A 22,378-nucleotide genomic window follows, 5' to 3' on the forward strand; every position below is an offset into this window, starting at 1 on the left:
ATATAATGTTATAACGCATAAATCCCACACCTGAAATTTATTTATTTCAGGTGTTTTTTTATTTTTTAGAGGTGATTATATTGAGTCAATATTTAAATTATGCTATTGAATTAGCGAAAATGGTAGATGGACAAACTGGTTTAAATCCACCTGTTGGAGCTGTTGTTGTAAACCGTGGACGTATTGTAGGATTAGGTGCTCATTTGAAAAAAGGTGATAAACATGCTGAAGTGCAAGCTTTAGATATGGCGAAAGATGCAGCCAAAGGCGGTACAATTTATATTTCCTTAGAACCATGTACACATTTTGGTTCAACACCACCATGTGTGAATAAAATCATTGAACATGGTTTGAAGAAAGTAGTATATGCTGTTAAAGATACAACATTACCTTCAAATGGGGATGAAATTTTAAATAGTCATGGTATTGAAGTAGAATTCAGACCACACAATGAAGCTGAGGCGTTATATAAAGATTTCTTTATTGCCAAAAATGAAGCGATACCGCAAGTTACTGTCAAAGTATCATGTAGTTTAGATGGTAAACAAGCAACTGATATGGGTGAAAGTAAATGGATAACAAATAAATCAGTTAAACAAGATGTATTTAAATTACGACATCAACACGATGCAGTTTTGACAGGTAAAGGCACACTTGAAGCTGATAATCCTCAATATACAACACGTATAGAACAAGGAAGAAATCCAATACGAGTAATATTATCTAAATCTGGTCAAATTAACTTCGATTTAGATATGTTTAACCATCCATCTGAACAGATTTGGATTTATACAGAAAATGACAATTTAGTTAGTAATATTGATCGAGTAACTGTTATAGCATTAACAGACTGTTCAATTAAAAATATTTTAGAAGATTTGTATGAAAAAGGTATTGGTCGATTACTAGTGGAAGCTGGTCCGACTGTAACTTCTTTATTCTTACAATCAAATTATATAAATGAACTCATCATATATTATGCCCCGAAATTAATAGGTGGTTCAGGTCGTAATCAATTTTTCCATACCGAAACAGTGGTGGAATTGGCCGAAGTACCACAATTTGAAGTTGTTAATTCCGATATGCTTGAGCAAAATATTAAATTAGAATTGCGAAAGAAGTGAAATCAATATGTTTACTGGAATCGTTGAAGAAGTAGGAACAATAAATAAAATAACGACACAACAATCCATAGTTAACTTAACAATTGGTTGTCAGACAATATTATCAGATATGCATATCGGTGATTCTATAAGCGTAAATGGTGCGTGTTTGACAGTAGTTGAATTTGATAGTCATTCATTTTCAGTGCAAGTTATAAAAGGAACTGAAAATAAAACGTATTTAAATCAATTAAAGCAATCTCAGGAAGTTAACTTAGAAAGAGCGATGAGTGGGCAAGGTCGATTTGGTGGACATTTTGTTTTAGGCCATGTCGATGAAGTTGCTAAAATAACGAGAATAAAGGCTTCTGATAATTCTAAAATTGTTACTATCAAACCTAACTCGACACATTTAATAAAGCAAATGGTTCAGCAGGGTTCAATTACAATTGATGGTGTTAGTTTGACAATTTTTAAATTAAAAGACTCTGAATTTGATATTCATCTTATTCCTGAGACTAGAAAATCAACGATATTGAATGATAAACGTGTTGGTGATCCAGTACACATAGAGACGGACATGCTATTTAAATATGTTGAAAGAATTATAGAAACAACTGATTCAGGTTTAACATCCGATAAACTCAAAGCGTTTGGATTCTAGGAGGGGCTTATATATGAAATTAGATAAAATAGATGATGCACTTAAAGCGTTGAAAAATGGTGAAAGTATCATAGTTGTCGATGATGAGAATAGAGAGAATGAAGGCGACTTGGTTGCTGTTACACAGTGGATGGATGATAATACCGTTAATTTTATGGCAACGTATGGTAGAGGTTTAATTTGTGCACCAATCAGCAAACAAATTGCCGATAAATTACATTTAATGCCAATGGTTAATCACAATTCGGATATTTATGGTACGCAATTTACAGTAAGTGTTGATCATATCTCTACAACAACAGGAATTAGTGCAGCTGAAAGAATGCTAACTGCTAGAGCATTAATAGATGATGATGCACAGCCATCTGATTTTAATCAACCGGGTCATTTATTCCCATTGATTGCACAAGATAATGGTGTATTAGCTAGAAGAGGTCATACTGAAGCTTCGGTAGATCTTGCGAAACTTACAGGTGCAAAACCAGCAGCATTAATCTGTGAAATAATGAACGATGACGGTACAATGGCAAAAGGTAGTGAGTTAGAAGCATTTAAAGCACAACATCAACTTGTAATGATTTCGATTGAAGACTTAGAAAATTACCGTAAAAAGAGTGATGCTTCAATTGAAGCAAAAGCAAAAGTTAAAATGCCTACACCATTTGGTGATTTTGATATGTATGGGTTTACTACGAATCACAATGATGAAGAACTCGTTGCAATCGTAAGTGGTGAAATTAGATCAACAGAGAATGTTCGTATTCACTCTTCATGTGTGACGGGAGATATTTTTCATAGTCAGAGATGTGATTGTGGAGAGCAACTTGAAGCTTCTATGAAATATATAAACGAACACGGTGGAGTAATCTTGTATTTACCTCAAGAAGGTAGAGGAATAGGATTGATTAATAAATTAAAAGCTTATGAATTAATAGAACAAGGTTATGATACTGTAACAGCCAATATTGCGTTAGGATTTGAAGAAGATTTAAGAGATTATCAAGACGCTGCACATATATTGAAATACTTTGGAATTGATGAAGTCAATTTATTGAGCAATAATCCTAAGAAGTTTGAAAGTTTACAAAATTATGGTGTGAATATTGCGAAGCGAATTGAACTAGTTGTTCCAACGAATAAATATAATAAAGATTATATGGATACAAAAAAAATAAAAATGGGTCATTTAATATAGGAGGAAAAAATCATGAATTTTGAAGGTAAATTAATAGGTTCGGATTTAAAAGTTGCTGTAGTGGTAAGTAGATTTAATGATTTTATTACAAACCGTTTATTAGATGGTGCGAAGGATACATTAGTGCGACATGAAGTTCCTGAAGAAAATATCGATGTTGCATATGTACCAGGTGCATTTGAAATACCTCTTGTTGCTAAAAAATTAGCTCAAAAAAATGAATACGATGCTGTAATTACATTAGGATGCGTTATTAGAGGAGCAACTACTCATTATGATTATGTATGTAATGAAGTTGCAAAAGGTGTATCAAAGGCAAATGATGCATCTGATACGCCAGTTATTTTTGGTATTGTAACAACAGAAAATATTGAACAAGCAGTTGAGCGTGCCGGCACTAAAGCAGGTAATAAAGGTTCAGAAGCGGCTGTTAGTGCAATCGAAATGGCCAACTTATTAAAAGAGTTAAAATAGGCTTCAATCGGTAGTAAAGTATTTTAAGAACTAACAAATGTGTATATAAGTGATAGTATTCTGTGATTGATATAAATTACTGTCTTATAAAATATTAAAAAGGATTAAACGGATGTATATCCGTTTAATCCTTTTTTTACTCGATACGATTATTATAATTTATTTAGATGAAAATTTTTTAATCAAAGCAACTGTCGTACCTAGAGCTGCAACACATGCAGTAACCAAACCGGCTTTTTTAAGCATAGCAGGCTTCGTGAATTCTTTAAACATCAAATTAAGGTTTTGAGGTCTTTCTGCCAAACGTCTCATAAAATAACCAAACCAGTCATTGCCATATGGTACATATATACAGAAATTATAACCATCTTTTGTAATTTCTTCAGCCAAGTCAGTTCTAAATCCATAAAGCATTTGGAATTCATATCTATGTTTTGGTATATTATTATCTTTTATAAATTGTAGGATATGTGTAATAACACGATCATCATGTGTCGCAATTGATGTAACATTCTTAGCCGTCAACAATCTTTTCTTGATTAGACGTATGTAGTTCTCATCAATTTCTTCTTTCGTTTGAAATGCAATGTTATCTGCTTCTTTATAAGCACCTTTTACCATTCTTAATCTCAGTTCTGGATATTTATCTACAAGTGCATCAGCTTTATATAAATATGCCTGGATAACAGTACCAACATTTTTAAATTCGCCCTTTAATCTGTCTAACACTTGTGTGATATCGAATAGACTATCATACTTTTCAGTATCAATATTAATATGCATATTATTAAACTCATTTGCTTTTAATAATATTTCACGTAAATTACGATAAGCTAAATCTATATCAAACTCTGAACCTAATTGGCTCAATTTAATAGACATATGTCCATTTAAGTTATGATTATTAATTGCATACATAACTTCTAATATTTGATCTTTAGCTTGTATCGCTTCGCCTTCGGTGTCGACAAATTCACCTAAACAATCAACAGTTACTGTAATTCCTTTACCGTTTAAACGTTCAATTGTGTCCAACAAAGCAGGTATTGTATTACCAGCTACAACTTTATTAGCTCCTAACATTGGTCCGATTTCTTTTGCTGCATTATTTAATAAAGTATTGTTAGATAGTCCTATAAAAAAATTTTTCACAATTGGCATATTAATTCCTCCCATTCTGCTAATAGCTTACCTTTCTATAATAGTGTAGCATGAATCAATAGTGAAAGAAATCGTTTACAATAAAATATATTACACTTTATATTTCTTATTGCACTCATAGATTCACAATAGAAGTATTTTTAAATATATAATGAGACAAAAATTAAATCTTTCACGACAAAGCATAGGTTTAAAATGGAAATAGGGCATATAATTTTGATACAATAAATGTAATGATTTGAAATTTATGTAGAAGGGGAAGTAGCAATTATGTGGAAATGGGAAACAGAAAATGAAGCCAAAGGCGTCATCGTCATCGCTCACAATATGCTTGAACATACAGGTCGATATGCATATGTTATTACAATGCTTCGACGTAATGGATACCATGTGATTATGGGTGATTTACCTGGTCAAGGCCAAACTTCTCGTTCTAACAAAGGCCAAATAGAAAACTTTGATGTATACCATGAGCATATACTCGAGTGGATTAGAATTGCGAATGAATATAAGATTCCTACATATGTTTTAGGGGTTGGCTTAGGTGGTTTAATCATGCTGAATTTACTTGAAAAGGTAGAAGTCCCGATAGAAGGCCTCATGTTGATTTCGCCATTATTAGAATTTAAAAAAGGTAATAAAACTAGAAAAGATAAAATTATATCAAATGTAGGTAAAATGGCTAAAGATAAGCGTTTTAAAATTGGCATTAAACTTGAAGATTTAACAAGAAATAGTGAAGTCATTGAAGAAACCGAAAAAGATCAACTAATGTTACAAAAAGTGACATATAATTGGTATAAACAGATTGTTGATATTATGAAAGAAACTGTGTCACATTTAAAAGATATTGATCCATTGCCATTATTATTAATGTATGGAGAAGCTGATAAAGTAGCAGATGTATCTGCAATGGAACTTGTCAAGGACAATGTTGCAACGAAAGAGTTGTATTATAAAGCATGGAAAGGTTTATACCATGAGGTACATAATGAGCCTGAAAGAGATGAAGTTATGAGGTATATCCTAGCTTTTTTAAATAATAGTGCTAGTAATAATGGTTTTGTAATTCAGGATGAAAATGAACCTTCATAGTATATAGAAAGACACAGAGGACGATTTGTTCTTTGTGTCTTTTTTAATTATAAAATACTTGGAATATAACTTTAACTAAGGGTATAAAATTATAATAACTATATTGTGATTGTTTTCACAAAAAACTATTGCAAAAATTAAAAGTGTTTGATATATTTATTTTGTGAAAAATATCACATAAAAAATATGAGCTTTTGAGGGAGGCAGTATTATTATGGAAATGTTTAAAGGTAATAAAGTGGTATTAGTAGGTGACGGTGCAGTAGGTTCAAGCTATGCATTTGCAATGGTTGCACAAGGTGTTGCAGATGAATTGGTTATAATAGATTTGGCAGAAGAAAAAGTAAGAGGGGATGTATTGGATTTAAATCACGGTGCGCCTTATGGAGATTCTCCAGTAAAAGTTAAAGCAGGTAATTACAGTGATTGTAGTGATGCTGATTTGGTTGTTATTACAGCAGGAGCAGCTCAAAAACCAGGTGAAACTAGATTAGATTTGGTTGAAAAAAACACTAAAATATTTAAATCTATCGTTAGTGAGATAATGGCGTCAGGATTTGATGGAATCTTTTTAATTGCAAGTAATCCTGTTGATGTCTTAACTTATGTGACACAAAAAGTTTCAGGTTTACCTAAAGAACGCGTTATAGGTTCTGGTACAATTCTTGATACTGCACGTTTCAAATATGAATTAGCACAAGAATTTGGTGTATCTCCAAATAGCGTAGAAGGATCAATTATAGGTGAACACGGCGATTCTGAATTAGCAGTTTGGTCTCAAGCACATGTGGCAGGTCAACCTTTATATAAAATCTTGAAAGACGATGTGAATAAACAACATAGAATTGAAGAAATATTTATCAATACACGTGATGCTGCTTATGACATCATTCAAGCAAAAGGAGCTACGTATTATGGGATAGCTATGGGACTATTGCATATTACAAAAGCTATTTTGAAAAATCAAAATGTAGTGTTAACTGTATCTAGTTATTTAGATGGTGAATATGGTCAAGAAGATTTATATATTGGTGTTCCAACTTTAGTAAATAGAAATGGTGCTGTGAAAGTATATGAAACACCATTAAGTGAAGAAGAAACTAAATTATTTGAACATTCTTCACAAGTTTTAAAAGAAATGCAAAATAAAATCACGGATATAATTGCATAATTCACCGTTTATATTTAAACTGTAAATAAGATTAATTTTGTTTTAAAATCAATTATTTATATAGAGTAGATTTACTATTCTAGGGGAATGTGATTTTTCAAGTTAATCTAATATATATCATTTACTATGATTGGGGGAGTACTCTATGGGAAAGACACTTGCCGATAATGTTGATGGTGTATTGAGATTAGAATTCGTATTGCAAGACATCAATGATATCTTTAGCAAAGTTCAAAAGCAGTACAAAATGTCTAAAGAAGAAATCTTAATACTTCTTACTTTATGGAAAGAGGGATCTATGACTTTAAAAGAAATGGATGGATTCGTTCAAATTAAATCATATAAACGTACACGAACATATAATGATTTAGTTGAAAAAGCGTGGATTATTAAAGAAAGACCACAAAACGATGAACGAACTGTTATCATTCATTTTAACGAGGACCTAAAAGATCAAAGGGAAGATCTTTTAGCATTCTTTAAAGAAGAAATTGATTCAAAATCATCAAGCATGCAAAACAGTCTTAAATCTATTTTAAATTTATAGGGAACGTTAAAGCTTTGTGAAAATATTTTACTTATGCTTTATCCTGAAAGTATGATTAGAATTTAAAATGCTTGTATTTATGAGCTAATTCAATTCGGTCGATACTACCTAAAAAGAAGCAGGCTAAGTCACATTTATGACTTAGCCTGCTTCTTTATTATAATCGGAAATGACTACTGTCTATCTTTTTTCTATGGCACAAATAAAAGGTGGATCATTTTGTTGATTAATAAATTGATATTGTAATACATGTGCTTTATTTTGATCGAAATTTGTTAAAAAATCATGCAGAGCATCTTTTTCAACTTTGCCTTCTGGATGCCCATGATAAATAACTAAAATAATTATACCTTCAGTTGATAATAAATCGAATATATTATTAATTGCAGCAATTGTTGTTTCAGCTTTTGTAACAATTGACTTATCTCCTTTAGGTAAATAACCTAGATTAAAAATGGCAACATCGATATGACCATAGTCATCATTTGAGATGTATTCTTTCACGCGTTCATGGCCATCTTGAATTAAACTAACATTATTGAGGTGGTTTGTTTTCTCAGATGTGTTTTGTAGTGCAGTTGACTGGATGTCAAAGCCGTAAACCTTACCGTTTGGTACTTGTTCAGCTAAAAATAATGTGTCATGACCATTGCCACACGTCGCATCTATAACGATACTATCTTCATGTGTGTGACTAGTAATTAAAGATTTTGCGAAAGGTAAAATTCTTTCTATTTTCATGATTGCACGGTACTTTCAAAATATTTACCTTGATAAGAGTTTCTTTTTTCTAATTCACTATCAATTTCGTTAAGCACTTCCCATTTATTTACGCTCCACATTGGTCCAACCATCAAGTCTATAGGACCATCTCCAGTAATTCGGTGTACAATCATTTCTTGAGGTATGATTTCTAATTGGTCACAAACGAGATTTGTATATGCTTCTTGTGACATGAATTCTAACATGCCTTTATCATATTGTTTAACCATAGGCGTACCTTTTAATAGATGCAATAAGTGAATTTTAATGCCTTGAACATCCATTTTTGCTACTTCACGTGCAGTTTCCATCATCATATTGTAATCTTCACCCGGTAATCCATTGATGATATGTGTGCAAATGTTGATATTGTGCTTTCTTAATTTAGCGACGCCGTCATGATATGTTTGCATATCATGAGCTCTGTTAATTAAGTCAGAAGTTTCTTGATGTACAGTTTGCAAACCGAGCTCTACCCATAAATAAGTGCGTTCATTTAATTCTGCTAGGTACTCTACAACATCATCTGGTAAACAATCTGGTCGTGTAGCAATTGAAAGTCCAACAACACCAGGTTCTTTTAATACTGCCTCATATTTTTCACGCAATACTTCTACAGGTGCATGGGTATTTGTGAACGCTTGGAAATATGCGATATATTGACCCTCATGCCATTTTTCATGCATACGTTCTTTAATTTGCTGAAATTGTACTTCCACAGGATCAACTCGATTCCCTGCGAAATCACCACTACCTGCGGCTGAACAAAACGTACATCCACCATGAGCTACTGTGCCATCTCTATTGGGGCAGTCAAATCCGCCATCAATTGCGACCTTGAATATTTTTTGTCCAAATTTATTTTTCAAGTGGTAATTCCATGTATGATATCTTTTGTTTTCAAATGCGTAAGGGAAAAATTGACCCATAAGACATTTTCCTTTCTAAATTCATTCTAGTTAAAGATTTTAACATATTTTAATGCTATAGTGTTTAGAGTGAATTGAGAAAATTTAAAAGAGAGGAGCCTTTTAAATGAAAATGCCTAAATCAGTTTGGTGGTTAGTTATAGGAATGGCATTAAATATAACTGGCTCAAGTTTCCTTTGGCCTTTAAATACGATATATATGAATGATGTGTTACACAAGAGTTTAACCATGGCTGGTTTAGTGTTAATGGTAAATTCAATAGGAATGGTTATAGGTAATTTATTAGGCGGAACAATGTTCGACAAACTTGGTGGATATCGTACAATCATGATAGGTACGACAATTTGTTTAATAAGTACAATATTATTAAATTTTTATCATGGTTGGCCTTGGTATGCAATATGGCTAGTTGCATTAGGATTTGGCGGTGGTATGATTGTTCCAGCGATTTATGCAATGGCTGGTGCAGTATGGCCGAATGGTGGTAGACAGACCTTCAATGCAATCTATTTAGCTCAAAATTTAGGCGTAGCGATTGGTGCAGCTTCTGGTGGTTTTGTCGCTGAATTGAGTTTTAATTATATATTTATTGCAAATTTACTAATGTATGTGCTTTTTGCAATTGTAGCTACAACTCAATTTAATTTAAAATTGGATGTTAAGGTAAAATCTAGTGAAGCATTAAGTTTGTTTTCAAAATCTTATAGGTTATATTTTAAAGCATTGATTGCTTTGTGTGTTTTATTTTCCATATGCTGGGTTGCATATATACAGTGGGAGAGTACGATTGCTTCATTTACGCAAAATCTGAATATTTCAATGGGGCAGTATAGTTTGTTATGGACTGTAAATGGTATTTTAATTCTTGTAGCACAACCATTGATATATCCACTTATTAGATTGATGAAGGAGAATATAAGGCGACAAATGTTTGTGGGCGTTTGTATTTTTATTGTGTCATTTTTCGTGACAAGTTTTGCAGAACAATTTTCAATCTTTATGATAGGCATGGTGATATTAACTATAGGTGAAATGTTTGTATGGCCTGCTGTCCCTGCAATCGCCAATAGCTTAGCACCAGATGGTAAAGCGGGTTCATTTCAAGGTTATGTGAATTCTGCAGCAACTATTGGAAAAGCAATTGGACCATTACTGGGTGGCATGATTGTGGATTTATATGGAATGCAAAAAATGTTTCTAAGTATGATACTACTCTTGTTATTTGCGATAATTTGTATATTTGTACTTAACTATTACTTAAATAAAATTAAGGCACAATAATCTATTTGTTATTTGAATGAGATTAGTATGACAAACAAATGAATATAAATATAATTCAATTTTACTACTTGAAATAAAGTAGTATTTAAAATATTATTAGTAATGTATAGGAGTAGTAACTTAAATGCTTTTCAACAGAGAGCTAGGGGATGGTGGGACCTAGTGTGAAGTATCAAGTGAACTTACCAGAACTTAAAGTGAATTGATAACATCTCAAACTATTAATTGAAATGAGTGCACAATTATTGTGAAACAGGGTGGTACCGCGGCACAGTCGTCCCTTATAATTTAATAATAGTTCGGGATGTTTTTTTATTGAACAGGAGGAAATGTAGTGAATTACAATCATAATAAAATCGAAAAAAAATGGCAGGATTTTTGGGAAGCGCACAAGACATTTAAAGCAAGTGATAATCTTGGCCAGAAAAAATTCTATGCTTTAGATATGTTCCCATATCCTTCAGGTGCTGGGTTGCATGTTGGACATCCAGAAGGTTACACTGCTACAGATATTATTTCACGTTATAAACGTATGCAAGGTTATAATGTATTACATCCAATGGGGTGGGATGCTTTTGGTTTACCAGCTGAACAATATGCTTTAGACACTGGTAATGACCCACGTGAATTTACAAAACAAAATATTGAAACATTTAAACGTCAAATTAAAGAACTTGGTTTTAGTTATGATTGGGATAGAGAAGTAAATACCACTGATCCACAATATTATAAATGGACACAATGGATTTTTATTCAATTATATAACAAAGGTTTAGCCTATGTAGATGAAGTAGCTGTAAACTGGTGCCCAGCTTTGGGAACAGTACTTTCGAACGAAGAAGTTGTTGATGGTGTTTCAGAGCGTGGAGGACACCCAGTATATAGAAGACCTATGAAACAATGGGTTTTGAAAATTACAGAATATGCTGATCGATTACTAGAGGATTTAGATGATTTAGATTGGCCAGAATCATTAAAAGATATGCAACGAAACTGGATTGGTAGATCAGAAGGTGCAAGTGTTTATTTTGATGTGGAAAATACTGACTCTAAAATTGAAGTGTTTACTACGCGTCCTGATACGGTATATGGTACAACGTTTTTAGTGTTGAGTCCTGAACATGAATTAGTAAATGAAATTACTACAGATGATAAAAAAGAAGCGATTAAACAATATCAAGATGAAGCGGCAAAAAAATCTGATTTGGAACGTACTGGTTTATCTAAGGAAAAATCTGGCGTTTTTACAGGAGCATATGCAATCAATCCATTATCTGGTGAAAAAACAGAAATCTGGATAGCTGATTATGTATTGTCTACATATGGAACAGGTGCAGTGATGGCAGTTCCAAGTGGTGATCAACGTGATTACGAGTTTGCCAAAGCATTTGACTTACCTATTGTAGAAGTTATCGAAGGCGGAGATTTAACAAAAGCAGCTTATACTGGTGATGGCCCTCATGTTAATTCTGGTGAGTTAAATGGACTTTATAATGAAGAAGCTATTACAAAAGCAATTGAATTACTAGAAGAAAATAATGTTGGTTCTAAAAAAGTGAACTATAAATTAAGAGATTGGCTATTTAGTCGACAAAGATATTGGGGAGAACCAATTCCAGTGATTCATTGGGAAGATGGCTCGATGACAACTGTTCCAGAAGACGAATTGCCATTGTTACTTCCTGAAACTGATGAAATCAAACCTTCGGGTACAGGAGAATCTCCATTAGCAAACATTGCAGATTTCGTTAATGTTGTAGATGAAGCAACAGGAATGAAAGGCAGACGTGAAACAAATACAATGCCACAATGGGCCGGTAGTTGTTGGTATTATTTAAGATATATTGATCCTGATAATGAGCAAATGTTAGCAGATCCAGAAAAACTAAAACATTGGTTACCAGTAGATTTATATATCGGTGGAGTTGAGCATGCAGTATTACATTTATTATATGCTAGATTTTGGCATAAAGTATTATTTGATTTAGGTGTAGTACCAACCAAAGAACCTTTCCAAAAGTTATTTAACCAAGGTATGATTTTAGGTGAAGGTAATGAAAAAATGAGTAAATCTAAAGGTAATGTAATCAATCCGGATGATATTGTTAGTTCTCACGGTGCGGATACATTGCGTTTGTATGAAATGTTTATGGGACCACTAGATGCTGCAATTGCATGGAGTGAAAATGGTTTAGATGGTTCTAGAAGATTCTTAGATCGTATCTGGAGATTATTAGTAACTGAAGAAGATACATTGTCACAAAAAGTGGTGTCTCAAAATGATAAAGCTCTAGATAAATCTTATCACCAGACGGTTAAAAAAGTTACCGAAGACTTTAATACTTTGAATTTTAATACAGCAATAAGTCAATTAATGGTATTTATCAATGATTGTTATAAAGCAGAAGAAATTTACAAACCATATATTGAAGGTTTTATTAAGATGTTAGCGCCAATCGCACCACATATTTCAGAAGAACTTTGGGCGAAATTAGGGCACGAAGAAACAATCACATACCAACCATGGCCATCATATGATGAGTCAATGTTAGTTGATGATGAAGTAGAAATTGTCATTCAAGTAAATGGTAAAGTGCGTGCAAAACTTAAAATTGCAAAAGAGGCAACTAAAGAAGAAATGGAGCAAATTGCTTTAGAAAATGATGTTGTTAAAGCTGATATTGAAGGTAAAGATATTAAAAAAGTAATTGCTGTTCCACAAAAATTAGTTAATATTGTAGCGAAATAATTTAAGGAGGAATATTAATGGATTCTATTTCAGTAGATGAATTAAAAGATAAGGTATTAAGTTCAGAGCCTGTTAAAATTATCGACGTACGTACAGACGAAGAAACGGCTATGGGAATTATTCCAGGTGCAGAAACTATTCCAATGAACGATATTCCCGATAACATTAAGCATTTTAATAATGATGAAACGTACTATATTATTTGTAAAGTTGGCGGCCGTAGTGCGCAAGTTGTTCATTATTTAGAACAACAAGGTGTTAATGCAATCAATGTTGAAGGCGGCATGGATGCTTGGGGCAACGAAGGTCTTGAAATCAATAGTATTTAAAATGATAATTTGTTAAACATACAATAAATAAGCCCATTAATATATCTGAAGTTGATCAGGAATATTAATGGGCTTTTCTATATATTTATATAGTTTGAAATTTGTAGTTATTAATAAATACAAATCACATCAGAAATAGAGTAGTATTATATTTCTGATGTAAATGATTGAGCGCTTAACCCGGCAACATGACCAGTGACAAGTGCGCTCGTAATATTGTATCCTCCTGTATAACCATGTATATCGAGAACTTCCCCGCATAGGAATAATCCAGGAATGATTTTTGACATCATTGATTTAGGATGAATTTCTTTCAAGCTGACGCCACCTCCTGTAACGAATGCTTTATCAATAGGTAAAGTGCCATTTACTTTAAATGTAAATGCTTTAAATAAAGTGACTAAACGATTAATTTGAGCATTTGAAATATGGTGAGATGTTAAATTTTCATCTATTTCAGCTTGATCTATTAAAAACTGTAAATATCTTTCTTCAATTAGACCATGTAAGCTATTTTTGACATATTTATCTGGTGCTGCTTTAAGCATATCTCTAATAGTTTTTTCCAAATCAGCAACAGAAAGATTTGGAAAGGCATCAATTTGCATTTCGATTTCTTGTTTTTTTTGATTTTTTTGTTCTTTATATACAAATTGACTGCATCTTAATGCTGCAGGACCACTAATGCCAAAATGAGTGAAAAGCATATCCATTTGATGCGTTATACGTTTTTTTTGATTTTTCTTTAATACAGATAAGCCTACATCCTTTAAACTTAAACCTTTTAAGCGTTTGTCTTTAATAAAAGGTTCAGCTGATTTAATTGGGACCTCTGTGGGGAATAATTCTGTAATTGAATGTCCTAATGTCTTTGCAAATTTATATCCATCTCCAGTCGAACCAGTTTGCGGTACACTTGTACCTCCTGTTGCAATAATAAGTGTTTTAGATTCAAAAATTGTTTGATTATTTAGTGTGACGGTAAATGTATTTTGATTAGTATAGTTAACACTTTCTACAATTGATTCTTCTTTAACTTCAACATGATTCTCTTTTAATGTAGTGATAAGTGTATTAACAACATCTTGTGCCTTATTTGAGACTGGGAACATTCTGCCGTGATCTTCTTCCTTTAATTTTACTCCGCGTGATTCAAAGAAGTTTATAATAGATTCATTATCAAATATTGAAAAGGGGCTATAGAGAAACTTCCCATTACCAGGTATGTTTTTTATAATCTCTTCATACGGTAGACGATTTGTTACATTACAACGGCCGCCTCCTGAAATTTTTAACTTTCTTCCTAATCCTTTTTTCTTTTCAAGCAATAGGACACTATCATCATGGGCGCTTGAAGCTGCGGCAGCCATAAGACCACTGGGGCCTCCACCAATTATAATTGTTTGATACATTTTATTGCCTCCCTTTACAATATAGTGTTATTTTATATGAAGAAATACTGTTTTGTGATTGACACTTTTAATTGTACTTTACTATACGATTTACAACACCATAATATTTTAAATGATAGTATACAAAAGGGCAAAGACAAATAGTTAGAATGATAAATTTTAATTAGACGAACTTTTTAGGTAATTACATATAAAATGAAATGATTTATTTGAATTTTCAAATGTTATTTATGAGGTTTGTATACATTTACTTTTGAAAAAAAGTTGTTAAAACGTTATGATAAAGTTTACGAGTGTAAAAATTAAATTGAGATAGGAAGATCTGAATGAGTGAAAGTAAAGAATTAGTACGGGGGACCTTCTTGATTACGTTAAGTATTTTGATAACAAAAATACTAGGCGTAGTTTATATAATCCCGTTTTACGCAATTATCGGTGGCGAAGAAAAATTAGCGCCTTTTAACTATGCGTATACCCCTTATAACATCGCGATCGCAGTTGCGACAGCGGGTGTTCCTTTAGCAGCTTCAAAATATGTCGCCAAATATAACGCTTTAGGTGCATATAAAGTCAGTCAGAAATTATATAAATCTAGTTTTATTGTTATGTCTATTACTGGTTTTATTGGCTTTTTATTACTATACTTTTTAGCACCAAGTATTGCTACAATCACTTTAGCAAATGATTCTGGTGGTAAAGGTAGTTGGTCAGTAGCTGATATAACTTGGATTATTAGAATTATTAGTATGGTTGTAATATTTATTCCATTGTTAGCTACATGGCGTGGTGTTTTCCAAGGATATAAATCCATGGGGCCTACAGCAGTATCAGAAGTACTTGAACAAGTAGCTCGTATTTTATTTATTTTAATTGGTAGTTATTTAGTATTAAATGTATTTCACGGATCAACTCTATCTGCGAATGCTGTAGCAACATTTGCTGCTGCAATCGGTGCGATAGCGGGTATATTTACACTATGGTATTACTGGAGGAAAAGAAAACCTCATATTTATAAAATGGTAGCTTCCGATACAACAGGTATACAGGTATCCTATGGCCGTATGTATAAGGAAATTATTTCTTACAGTATTCCATTTGTAATCGTAAGTTTGAACTTCCCATTATTTAATTTAGTAGATCAGTTTACACATAATGCTGCGTTGGGTATGGCAGGTGTACCAAATCGATTGCACGATTACTTCTTTACTATTTTAAATATGACAACAAATAAAATTGTAATGATTCCTACATCGCTTGCATCAGGTTTTGCAGTAAGTCTAATACCTTTTATAACAAAGACTTATGCAGCGGGCGAAATAAATGAAATGCACCGACAAATTAGAACTTCCTTAGGTGTTTTAATGTATATAACTGTACCAGCTGCACTAGGAATAATGGCACTTGCAGCACCATTATATACAGTGTTTTATAAATATAATGTCGATGGCAGTCATATGTTATTCTACTATGCTCCTGTTGCAATTTTGATTTCTTTATTGGGTGTAACGGCTTCAATGTTACAAGGAATTGATAAACAGAAATTAACAGTATTTATTATTTTAGCGGCAGTAGCTATTAAAGTGATATTAAATACACCGTTAATTACAGCATTACATTCAGCAGGTGCCATTTTAAGTACAGCAATTGCTTTAATATTTGCAGTATCATGTAATTTTATCGTATTAAAAAAATATGCGAAATTTAATTTCAGTGAAACTTGGCTGCATTTTGCTAAGATATTTTTATATGGTTTTATTATGATGGTAGTTGTTGAAATTAGTTCGTTTATTTTGCAAACTTTTATATCTCAAGAACATAAATTGGGTGCTTTGACAATTGTTATTATAAGTGTTGTAATCGGTATGCTTATCTATGCGATTTTAACTATGAAAACAAGATTGGCTGATGAATTTTTAGGTGATTTACCGAATAAAATAAGACGTAAATTAGGAATTACTTCATGAGATTAGATAAATTTTTAAGTAATATGGGTGTCGGCAGTAGGACGGAAGTTAAGCAATTATTGAAACAGGGCGCTGTTACCCTAAATAGTCAAAAGGAAAAGTCACCAAAGGTACAAATCAATCCAGATATTGATCAAATAAAAGTTAACGGTAAATCAATAGCATATATTGATAAAGTATATCTAATGTTAAATAAACCAAAGGGCTATATTTCTGCAACTAGGGATGATTTACATCAAACAGTTATTGATTTAATTGATGAATATGATTATTTAGATATATTTCCGGTAGGCAGATTAGATAAAGACACTGAAGGTTTAATACTCATTACGAATGATGGAGAATTTAATCATCAATTAATGAGCCCAACAAAGCATGTTCCGAAAACATATGAAGTATTTTCAGAAAAAACTATCACAAATGATGATATAAAGTTGTTTAAAACGGGTATTGAATTGAGTGAGGGATTGACTAAACCTGCTCACTTAGAGTTAGGTGTAAAAGATAAACAGTCTTTCGTAACTATCAGTGAAGGTAAGTATCATCAAATAAAGCGTATGTATCACGCGATTGATAATGAAGTGAAAGAATTAAAAAGAGTTCGAATTGGTGAATTGTCACTTGAAGATGATTTAATTCAAGGTACTTATCGTCACTTAACAGAGCAAGACTTTAAAAAATTAGGATTAAAATAAAAGAGGTGTTTTCATGTCAAAATTATTACGTGCATTAGTTGGAGTTGGTGGCGCTGCCGCAGCAGTAGTACTATCTAAAAAAGAAAACAGAGATAAATTAAAAAATGAATATAGTAAATATAAATCCAACCCAGAATCATACAAACAAAATGCAAAAGATATTGCTTCACAAATAAGTTCAAAAGCTGGCGAAACATTTAATGAAGTAAAACAAGATCCAAAAGGTTATGCATCAAAAGTAAAACAAGATCCAAAAGGATTCATTAATAGTCAAAAAGATCATTTTAAAGGTAATGCGGATAGCGATAAACAAATAGAAGAGGCTCGCTTTGCAGATGAAGGCGCAGCAGATCCTTCAAATAATTTACGCGTTGTTACTGAAGAAGAACTAAAAAATAATGGTAACAAAAAATCATAATTAAATATTTTTGTTATTACCCAACTCCTACAGTGGAGTTGGGTTTTTTTAATACAGTTTCTAAATCACGCTAGAATAAAGTAGTTTTACTGTATTATGTGAAATATAACAGATAAAATTTTGGAATAAAATTGTCATCTCACTGTAGTTTATCTATTACTTCATGTAAAATAAAGAATATATTAGTTAGAAGAAGGAAGTTGATCACAAATGTGGAGAGAAAAAGTACAAGCATACGAAAATCAAATCATCGAAGATTTAAATGGATTATTAGCTATTGAAAGTGTAAGAGATGACAGTAAAGCATCTACAGAAAACCCTGTAGGTCCAGGACCACGTCAGGCACTTGACTATATGTATAAAATTGCAGAACGAGATGGTTTTGGTACACATGACGTAGATCATATTGCAGGAAGAATTGAAGTAGGTACCGGTGAAGATGTATTCGGTATTTTATGTCATGTAGACGTAGTGCCAGCTGGAGAAGGTTGGGATACAAATCCATTCGATCCTGTTGTGACAGAGGATAAAGTGATTGCCAGAGGGACCTTAGATGACAAGGGGCCTACAATTGCTGCTTATTATGCTGTGAAAATATTAAATGACATGAAAGTGAACTGGAAAAAAAGAATACATATCATTATTGGAACAGATGAAGAATCTGATTGGAAATGTACAGATCGTTACTTCCAAACAGAAGAAATGCCAGCTCTAGGATTTGCTCCGGATGCTGAATTCCCAGCAATCCATGGTGAAAAAGGGATAAGCACATTTGACGTGATTCAAAATGAATTAGCAGAAGAAGTAGATGAACCAGAATATGAACTACGCTCATTTACATCGGGTCAACGATATAACATGGTTCCAGACGAAGCTGTAGCATATATCAATGTCAAAGAAAATATGACAGATGTGATTCAAAATTTTGAGCAGTACCTTGTAGACAACCATTTAGAAGGCGAGAGCTCAGTGGATAGCGGTGTTTTAGTACTTAACGTTCAGGGTAAAGCAGTACACGGTATGGATCCATCTATAGGGGTGAATGCAGGTTTATATTTACTTAATTTCTTGTCTCAACTTGATTTAGATAAATCCGCAACTAATTTTGTAGATTTCAGTGAAAAGTATTTATTCAACTCACATTTCGGTGAAAAAATGGGAATGAAATACCATACTGAAATTATGGGCGATGTAACTACTAATATTGGTGTAATTTCTTATGATAATACTAAAGGTGGGAAATTTGGTATAAATTTAAGATATCCAGAAGGCTTCGAATTCGAAGAAGCGATGGCTAGGTTTACAAAAGAAATAGAAACATTAGGCTTTTCTATTGAACTAGGTAAAAACCAAGTGCCTCATTATGTAGAAAAAGATGATCCATTCGTACAAACATTAGTACAAGCATACAGAAATCAAACAGGTGATGACTCTGAGCCATATACAATTGGTGGTGGCACATATGCACGTAATTTAGATAAAGGTGTAGCTTTTGGTGCCATGTTTGATGATTCAGAAGATTTAATGCATCAAAAAAATGAGTACATTACAAAAAAACAATTATTTAATGCGACAAGTATTTACTTAGAATCATTGTATGCATTATGTGTGGAGGAATAAATATGACAAAAGTATTAATCAATGAAAAAATCGTAGATGAGCAAGAAGCTAACGTTCCGTATAATGACAGAGGTTATGTTTTTGGTGATGGTATTTATGAATATGTAAGAATTTATGACAATCATATTTTTACAGCGCGACCACATTTTGAAAGATTGTTAAGAAGTGCGAAGGAAATCGGTTTAGACTTAAAATACTCTGTAGATGGTTTAATTGAACTTGTACAAGAATTAATTAATGCAAACCAAGTTGTAAATGGTGGCGTATATATTCAAGTAACACGTGGTGCTGCGCCTCGAGATCATGCATTCCCAACACCAGCGATTGAAGCAAATGTAATGGCATTTACAAAGAGTTATGGTCGTCCGTACAAAGAATTAGAAGAAGGAATTAATGCAGTAACAACTGAAGACATTCGTTGGTTGCGTTGTGATATCAAAAGTTTGAATTTATTAGGCAATGTGTTAGCAAAAGAATTTGCTGTTAAATATAATGCTAAAGAAGCGATTCAACATAGAGGTGAAATCGTAACAGAAGGTTCTTCAAGTAATGTTTATGCAATTAAAGATGGTGCAATTTATACACATCCAGTTAATAATTACATTTTGAATGGTATTACTCGAAAAGTAATTAAACATGTTGCTGAAGAACAAAATATTCCTTTTAATGAAGAAACATTCACTGTAGACTTCTTGAAAAATGCTGATGAAATCATTGTATCTAGTACATCAATTGAAGTGATGCCAGTAGTCAATTTAAATGGTGAACCAGTTGGTGAAGGAAAAGTTGGAGCGGTTACCAAAAAATTACAAGAAGGATTTAACCGCTATATAGATACAGTTAGTGAAGAATTTCAAGAAAATGGACAAAAAATATAACATAAATTGAACTGAAATTATGTTATAATGCTAACTGAGCCGAATTAAAATTTCGTTAAATAAACGAAAGTAAAAAGTCACTTTTTGTTTCTCATTTTTGGTTGAAATACATAACCAAACAATATAAAATCTTTTATAAGACTTGAATTTCAAAAGTAGAAAATTTCAAGAAAAAGATGGAGAAATCTAAAATTAAGTACTCTGTTTCATGTTGATTTATGGTATGCTATACAGGTTGCTATAAATTAACATGTACAGCGTGTACTATTTATATAATAAAAAAGGAACTTGAGCCATATGGGACAAGTGTGTCGATTCATACGGAAACACACTGAAATGGTTGAAGTTTATAATTTTGTGAATGAAATTATTATAAGTGGCTCTTGAAATTTGTTTTCTGGAGCCATTTTCTAATTGAAAGTGAGGTGAACGTGTTGGAGCAGTTTTATCAATTAGGATGGACGCTTGATTCAGCAGGTGGTGCATCTGGTGAAGCTTATATGGCTGAACAAGATGGACAAAAATTGTTTTTGAAAAGAAATTCAAATCCTTTTATAGCGGCATTATCTGCTGAAGGTATTGTACCTAAACTAGTTTGGACGAAGCGTATTGAAACTGGAGAAGTTGTAACCGCACAACATTGGAAAAACGGTAGAGAACTTACTTTCAATGAAATGCATGAGAAGCGTGTAGCGCAGTTATTGAAAAAGATACACAACTCTAAAACATTACTAAATATGTTGAAACGTATGGAAATGGAGCCAATTACACCTGACATTATGTTGAATAAAATTAATGCCTCCTTATCTCGAGAAGTTCTAACGCATCATGTTGTTAGAAAAGCGTTAACTTATTTAGAAGATCATTTACCGAATTTAGATCCACGTTTCTTTACTGTCGTACATGGTGATGTAAACCATAATAATTGGTTATTATCAGATCATGATGAACTTTATCTAGTTGATTGGGAAGATGCTATGATAGCGGATCCTGCAATTGATTTAGGTATGCTGCTGTACAATTACGTTCCGGAAAGTAAATGGCCTCAATGGTTAGATGTTTATGGAGTAAAAGATTCTTTAGATTTACAAAAGCGTATGAAGTGGTATACAGCGATTCAAGCTATTGGTATGATTCAATGGTATGAGGAACAAAAACGTTATAAAGATATGAATATGTGGTTGAAATTCTTGAACGAAATGATGAATAACAATGCATTTATTTAAGGAGCTATCAAAATGAGGATGCGTTATAAACCGTGGGCAGAAGATTATCTTAAATCTCACTCAAACATTGTTGATATTGATGGTAGTCGAGCTGGCCATATTCGTGAATGGTTTAATAATGACAAACCAATATACATCGAAGTAGGTTCTGGTATGGGGCAATTTATAACAACACTTGCTGCTCAAAACCCTGATATTAACTTTATTTCGATGGAAAGAGAAAAAAATGTCATGGTGAAAGTGTTGGATAAGGTTTTAGAACTAAACCTTACGAATATTAAATTAATTTGTAATGATGCAATTGAGTTGAATGATTACTTTGTAGCTGGTGAAGTTGACCGATTATATTTAAACTTTTCAGATCCTTGGCCTAAAAACAAACATGCGAAACGTAGATTAACATATCATACGTATTTAGCACTTTATAAACAAATCTTAAAGCAAGATGGAGAAGTGCACTTTAAGACTGATAATCGAGGTCTTTTTGCATACAGTTTAGAAAGTATGTCACAATTTGGTATGTATTTTACGAAAATTAATTTAAATCTTCATGATGAAGATTTAGAAGGTAATATTGAAACAGAATATGAAAGAAAGTTTTCAGATAAAGGGTCACGAATTTATCGAATGGAAGCAAAATTTCATTAAGTATAAATTAATTGATAGAACTTTGGTTCTATCAATTTTTTTTGTTTTTAAAATCA

Annotated in this window: 21 protein-coding genes and 1 other annotated feature; of the genes, 17 read left to right on the forward strand and 4 right to left on the reverse strand. The window is 32.5% G+C overall.

Annotation, left to right across the window (positions count from 1 at the left end):
* The first annotated feature begins 80 nt into the window (after positions 1 to 80).
* The 4 genes from ribD to ribH are packed head-to-tail and all read left to right on the forward strand — an operon-like array spanning position 81 to position 3,436.
* The gene (gene ribD, locus MHZ36_RS03770) at positions 81 to 1,124 is read left to right on the forward strand and encodes a bifunctional diaminohydroxyphosphoribosylaminopyrimidine deaminase/5-amino-6-(5-phosphoribosylamino)uracil reductase RibD (RefSeq protein WP_239229708.1); all 1,044 of its coding nucleotides are present in this window, start codon (positions 81 to 83) and stop codon (positions 1,122 to 1,124) included.
* A 7-nt stretch (positions 1,125 to 1,131) separates the two neighbouring features.
* On the forward strand, positions 1,132 to 1,767 hold the full coding sequence (gene ribE, locus MHZ36_RS03775; RefSeq protein ID WP_239229710.1) for a riboflavin synthase: 636 nt from the start codon (positions 1,132 to 1,134) through the stop codon (positions 1,765 to 1,767).
* Between the two features lie 13 nt (positions 1,768 to 1,780).
* The gene (ribB, locus tag MHZ36_RS03780; RefSeq protein ID WP_239229712.1) at positions 1,781 to 2,962 is read left to right on the forward strand and encodes a 3,4-dihydroxy-2-butanone-4-phosphate synthase; all 1,182 of its coding nucleotides are present in this window, start codon (positions 1,781 to 1,783) and stop codon (positions 2,960 to 2,962) included.
* 12 nt (positions 2,963 to 2,974) lie between these two features.
* Positions 2,975 to 3,436 (forward strand): 6,7-dimethyl-8-ribityllumazine synthase, encoded by a 462-nt coding sequence (ribH, locus tag MHZ36_RS03785; RefSeq protein ID WP_239229714.1) that lies wholly within the window; start codon positions 2,975 to 2,977, stop codon positions 3,434 to 3,436.
* A gap of 159 nt (positions 3,437 to 3,595) precedes the next feature.
* Here ribH and MHZ36_RS03790 read toward each other — a convergent pair whose 3' ends face one another.
* Positions 3,596 to 4,597: a proline dehydrogenase family protein gene (locus tag MHZ36_RS03790; protein ID WP_239229715.1), complete on the reverse strand. Its 1,002-nt coding sequence runs from the start codon at positions 4,595 to 4,597 to the stop codon at positions 3,596 to 3,598.
* A 270-nt stretch (positions 4,598 to 4,867) separates the two neighbouring features.
* On the opposite strand from MHZ36_RS03790, the gene MHZ36_RS03795 reads away from it, so the two are divergent.
* The 3 genes from MHZ36_RS03795 to MHZ36_RS03805 all read left to right on the forward strand — a co-directional run bounded on the left by MHZ36_RS03795 (position 4,868) and on the right by MHZ36_RS03805 (position 7,410).
* Positions 4,868 to 5,692, forward strand: coding sequence for an alpha/beta fold hydrolase (locus MHZ36_RS03795; RefSeq protein WP_239229717.1), 825 nt, complete (start codon positions 4,868 to 4,870; stop codon positions 5,690 to 5,692).
* Between the two features lie 214 nt (positions 5,693 to 5,906).
* Positions 5,907 to 6,863, forward strand: a complete 957-nt coding sequence (locus tag MHZ36_RS03800; protein ID WP_239229718.1) for an L-lactate dehydrogenase — start codon at positions 5,907 to 5,909, stop codon at positions 6,861 to 6,863.
* Positions 6,864 to 7,008: 145 nt separating this feature from the next.
* Complete coding sequence (locus tag MHZ36_RS03805; protein WP_239229720.1) at positions 7,009 to 7,410, forward strand: transcriptional regulator, SarA/Rot family; 402 nt, start codon at positions 7,009 to 7,011, stop codon at positions 7,408 to 7,410.
* 180 nt (positions 7,411 to 7,590) lie between these two features.
* Here the strand turns inward: MHZ36_RS03805 and mnmM are convergent, their stop codons facing one another.
* Positions 7,591 to 8,151: a tRNA 5-(aminomethyl)-2-thiouridylate-methyltransferase MnmM gene (mnmM, locus tag MHZ36_RS03810; protein ID WP_239229721.1), complete on the reverse strand. Its 561-nt coding sequence runs from the start codon at positions 8,149 to 8,151 to the stop codon at positions 7,591 to 7,593.
* Positions 8,148 to 9,101 carry a tRNA modification radical SAM protein MnmL/YtqA gene (gene mnmL / locus MHZ36_RS03815; RefSeq protein ID WP_239229722.1) on the reverse strand — a complete coding sequence of 318 codons (954 nt, stop codon included), beginning with the start codon at positions 9,099 to 9,101 and terminating at the stop codon, positions 8,148 to 8,150. The genes mnmM and mnmL overlap by 4 nt, the downstream gene beginning before the upstream one ends.
* A gap of 106 nt (positions 9,102 to 9,207) precedes the next feature.
* Between mnmL and MHZ36_RS03820 the strand changes: the two genes are divergently transcribed.
* The 3 genes from MHZ36_RS03820 (at position 9,208) to MHZ36_RS03830 (ending at position 13,461) form a co-directional block, all read left to right on the forward strand.
* Positions 9,208 to 10,383, forward strand: a complete 1,176-nt coding sequence (locus MHZ36_RS03820) for an MDR family MFS transporter (protein WP_239229723.1) — start codon at positions 9,208 to 9,210, stop codon at positions 10,381 to 10,383.
* Positions 10,384 to 10,476: 93 nt separating this feature from the next.
* Positions 10,477 to 10,668, forward strand: a binding site (T-box leader).
* A gap of 49 nt (positions 10,669 to 10,717) precedes the next feature.
* Positions 10,718 to 13,132 (forward strand): leucine--tRNA ligase, encoded by a 2,415-nt coding sequence (leuS, locus tag MHZ36_RS03825; RefSeq protein ID WP_239229724.1) that lies wholly within the window; start codon positions 10,718 to 10,720, stop codon positions 13,130 to 13,132.
* Between the two features lie 17 nt (positions 13,133 to 13,149).
* Positions 13,150 to 13,461, forward strand: a complete 312-nt coding sequence (locus MHZ36_RS03830; protein ID WP_239229725.1) for a rhodanese-like domain-containing protein — start codon at positions 13,150 to 13,152, stop codon at positions 13,459 to 13,461.
* 146 nt (positions 13,462 to 13,607) lie between these two features.
* On the opposite strand, the gene MHZ36_RS03835 is transcribed toward MHZ36_RS03830, so the two are convergent.
* On the reverse strand, positions 13,608 to 14,873 hold the full coding sequence (locus MHZ36_RS03835) for a BaiN/RdsA family NAD(P)/FAD-dependent oxidoreductase (RefSeq protein WP_239229726.1): 1,266 nt from the start codon (positions 14,871 to 14,873) through the stop codon (positions 13,608 to 13,610).
* A gap of 326 nt (positions 14,874 to 15,199) precedes the next feature.
* On the opposite strand from MHZ36_RS03835, the gene MHZ36_RS03840 reads away from it, so the two are divergent.
* The 7 genes from MHZ36_RS03840 (at position 15,200) to trmB (ending at position 22,322) form a co-directional block, all read left to right on the forward strand.
* Entirely contained in the window at positions 15,200 to 16,837 is a 1,638-nt protein-coding gene (locus MHZ36_RS03840) for a putative polysaccharide biosynthesis protein (protein WP_239229727.1), read from the forward strand.
* Positions 16,834 to 17,532: a pseudouridine synthase gene (locus tag MHZ36_RS03845; RefSeq protein WP_239229728.1), complete on the forward strand. Its 699-nt coding sequence runs from the start codon at positions 16,834 to 16,836 to the stop codon at positions 17,530 to 17,532. Before MHZ36_RS03840 ends, MHZ36_RS03845 begins: the two co-directional genes overlap by 4 nt.
* Before the next feature lie 13 nt (positions 17,533 to 17,545).
* Positions 17,546 to 17,950: a YtxH domain-containing protein gene (locus MHZ36_RS03850; protein WP_239229729.1), complete on the forward strand. Its 405-nt coding sequence runs from the start codon at positions 17,546 to 17,548 to the stop codon at positions 17,948 to 17,950.
* A 210-nt stretch (positions 17,951 to 18,160) separates the two neighbouring features.
* Entirely contained in the window at positions 18,161 to 19,570 is a 1,410-nt protein-coding gene (gene pepV / locus MHZ36_RS03855; protein WP_239229730.1) for a dipeptidase PepV, read from the forward strand.
* A 2-nt stretch (positions 19,571 to 19,572) separates the two neighbouring features.
* Positions 19,573 to 20,448: a D-amino-acid transaminase gene (gene dat, locus MHZ36_RS03860; protein WP_239229732.1), complete on the forward strand. Its 876-nt coding sequence runs from the start codon at positions 19,573 to 19,575 to the stop codon at positions 20,446 to 20,448.
* A 434-nt stretch (positions 20,449 to 20,882) separates the two neighbouring features.
* A complete protein-coding gene (locus tag MHZ36_RS03865; RefSeq protein ID WP_239229733.1) occupies positions 20,883 to 21,674 on the forward strand; it encodes a phosphotransferase family protein in 792 nt (263 codons plus the stop codon).
* A 12-nt stretch (positions 21,675 to 21,686) separates the two neighbouring features.
* Entirely contained in the window at positions 21,687 to 22,322 is a 636-nt protein-coding gene (gene trmB / locus MHZ36_RS03870) for a tRNA (guanosine(46)-N7)-methyltransferase TrmB (RefSeq protein ID WP_239229735.1), read from the forward strand.
* The last annotated feature ends 56 nt before the right edge of the window (positions 22,323 to 22,378 follow it).

Origin of the sequence: Staphylococcus sp. ACRSN, from assembly GCF_022346615.1 — a bacterium.
Classification (GTDB): domain Bacteria; phylum Bacillota; class Bacilli; order Staphylococcales; family Staphylococcaceae; genus Staphylococcus.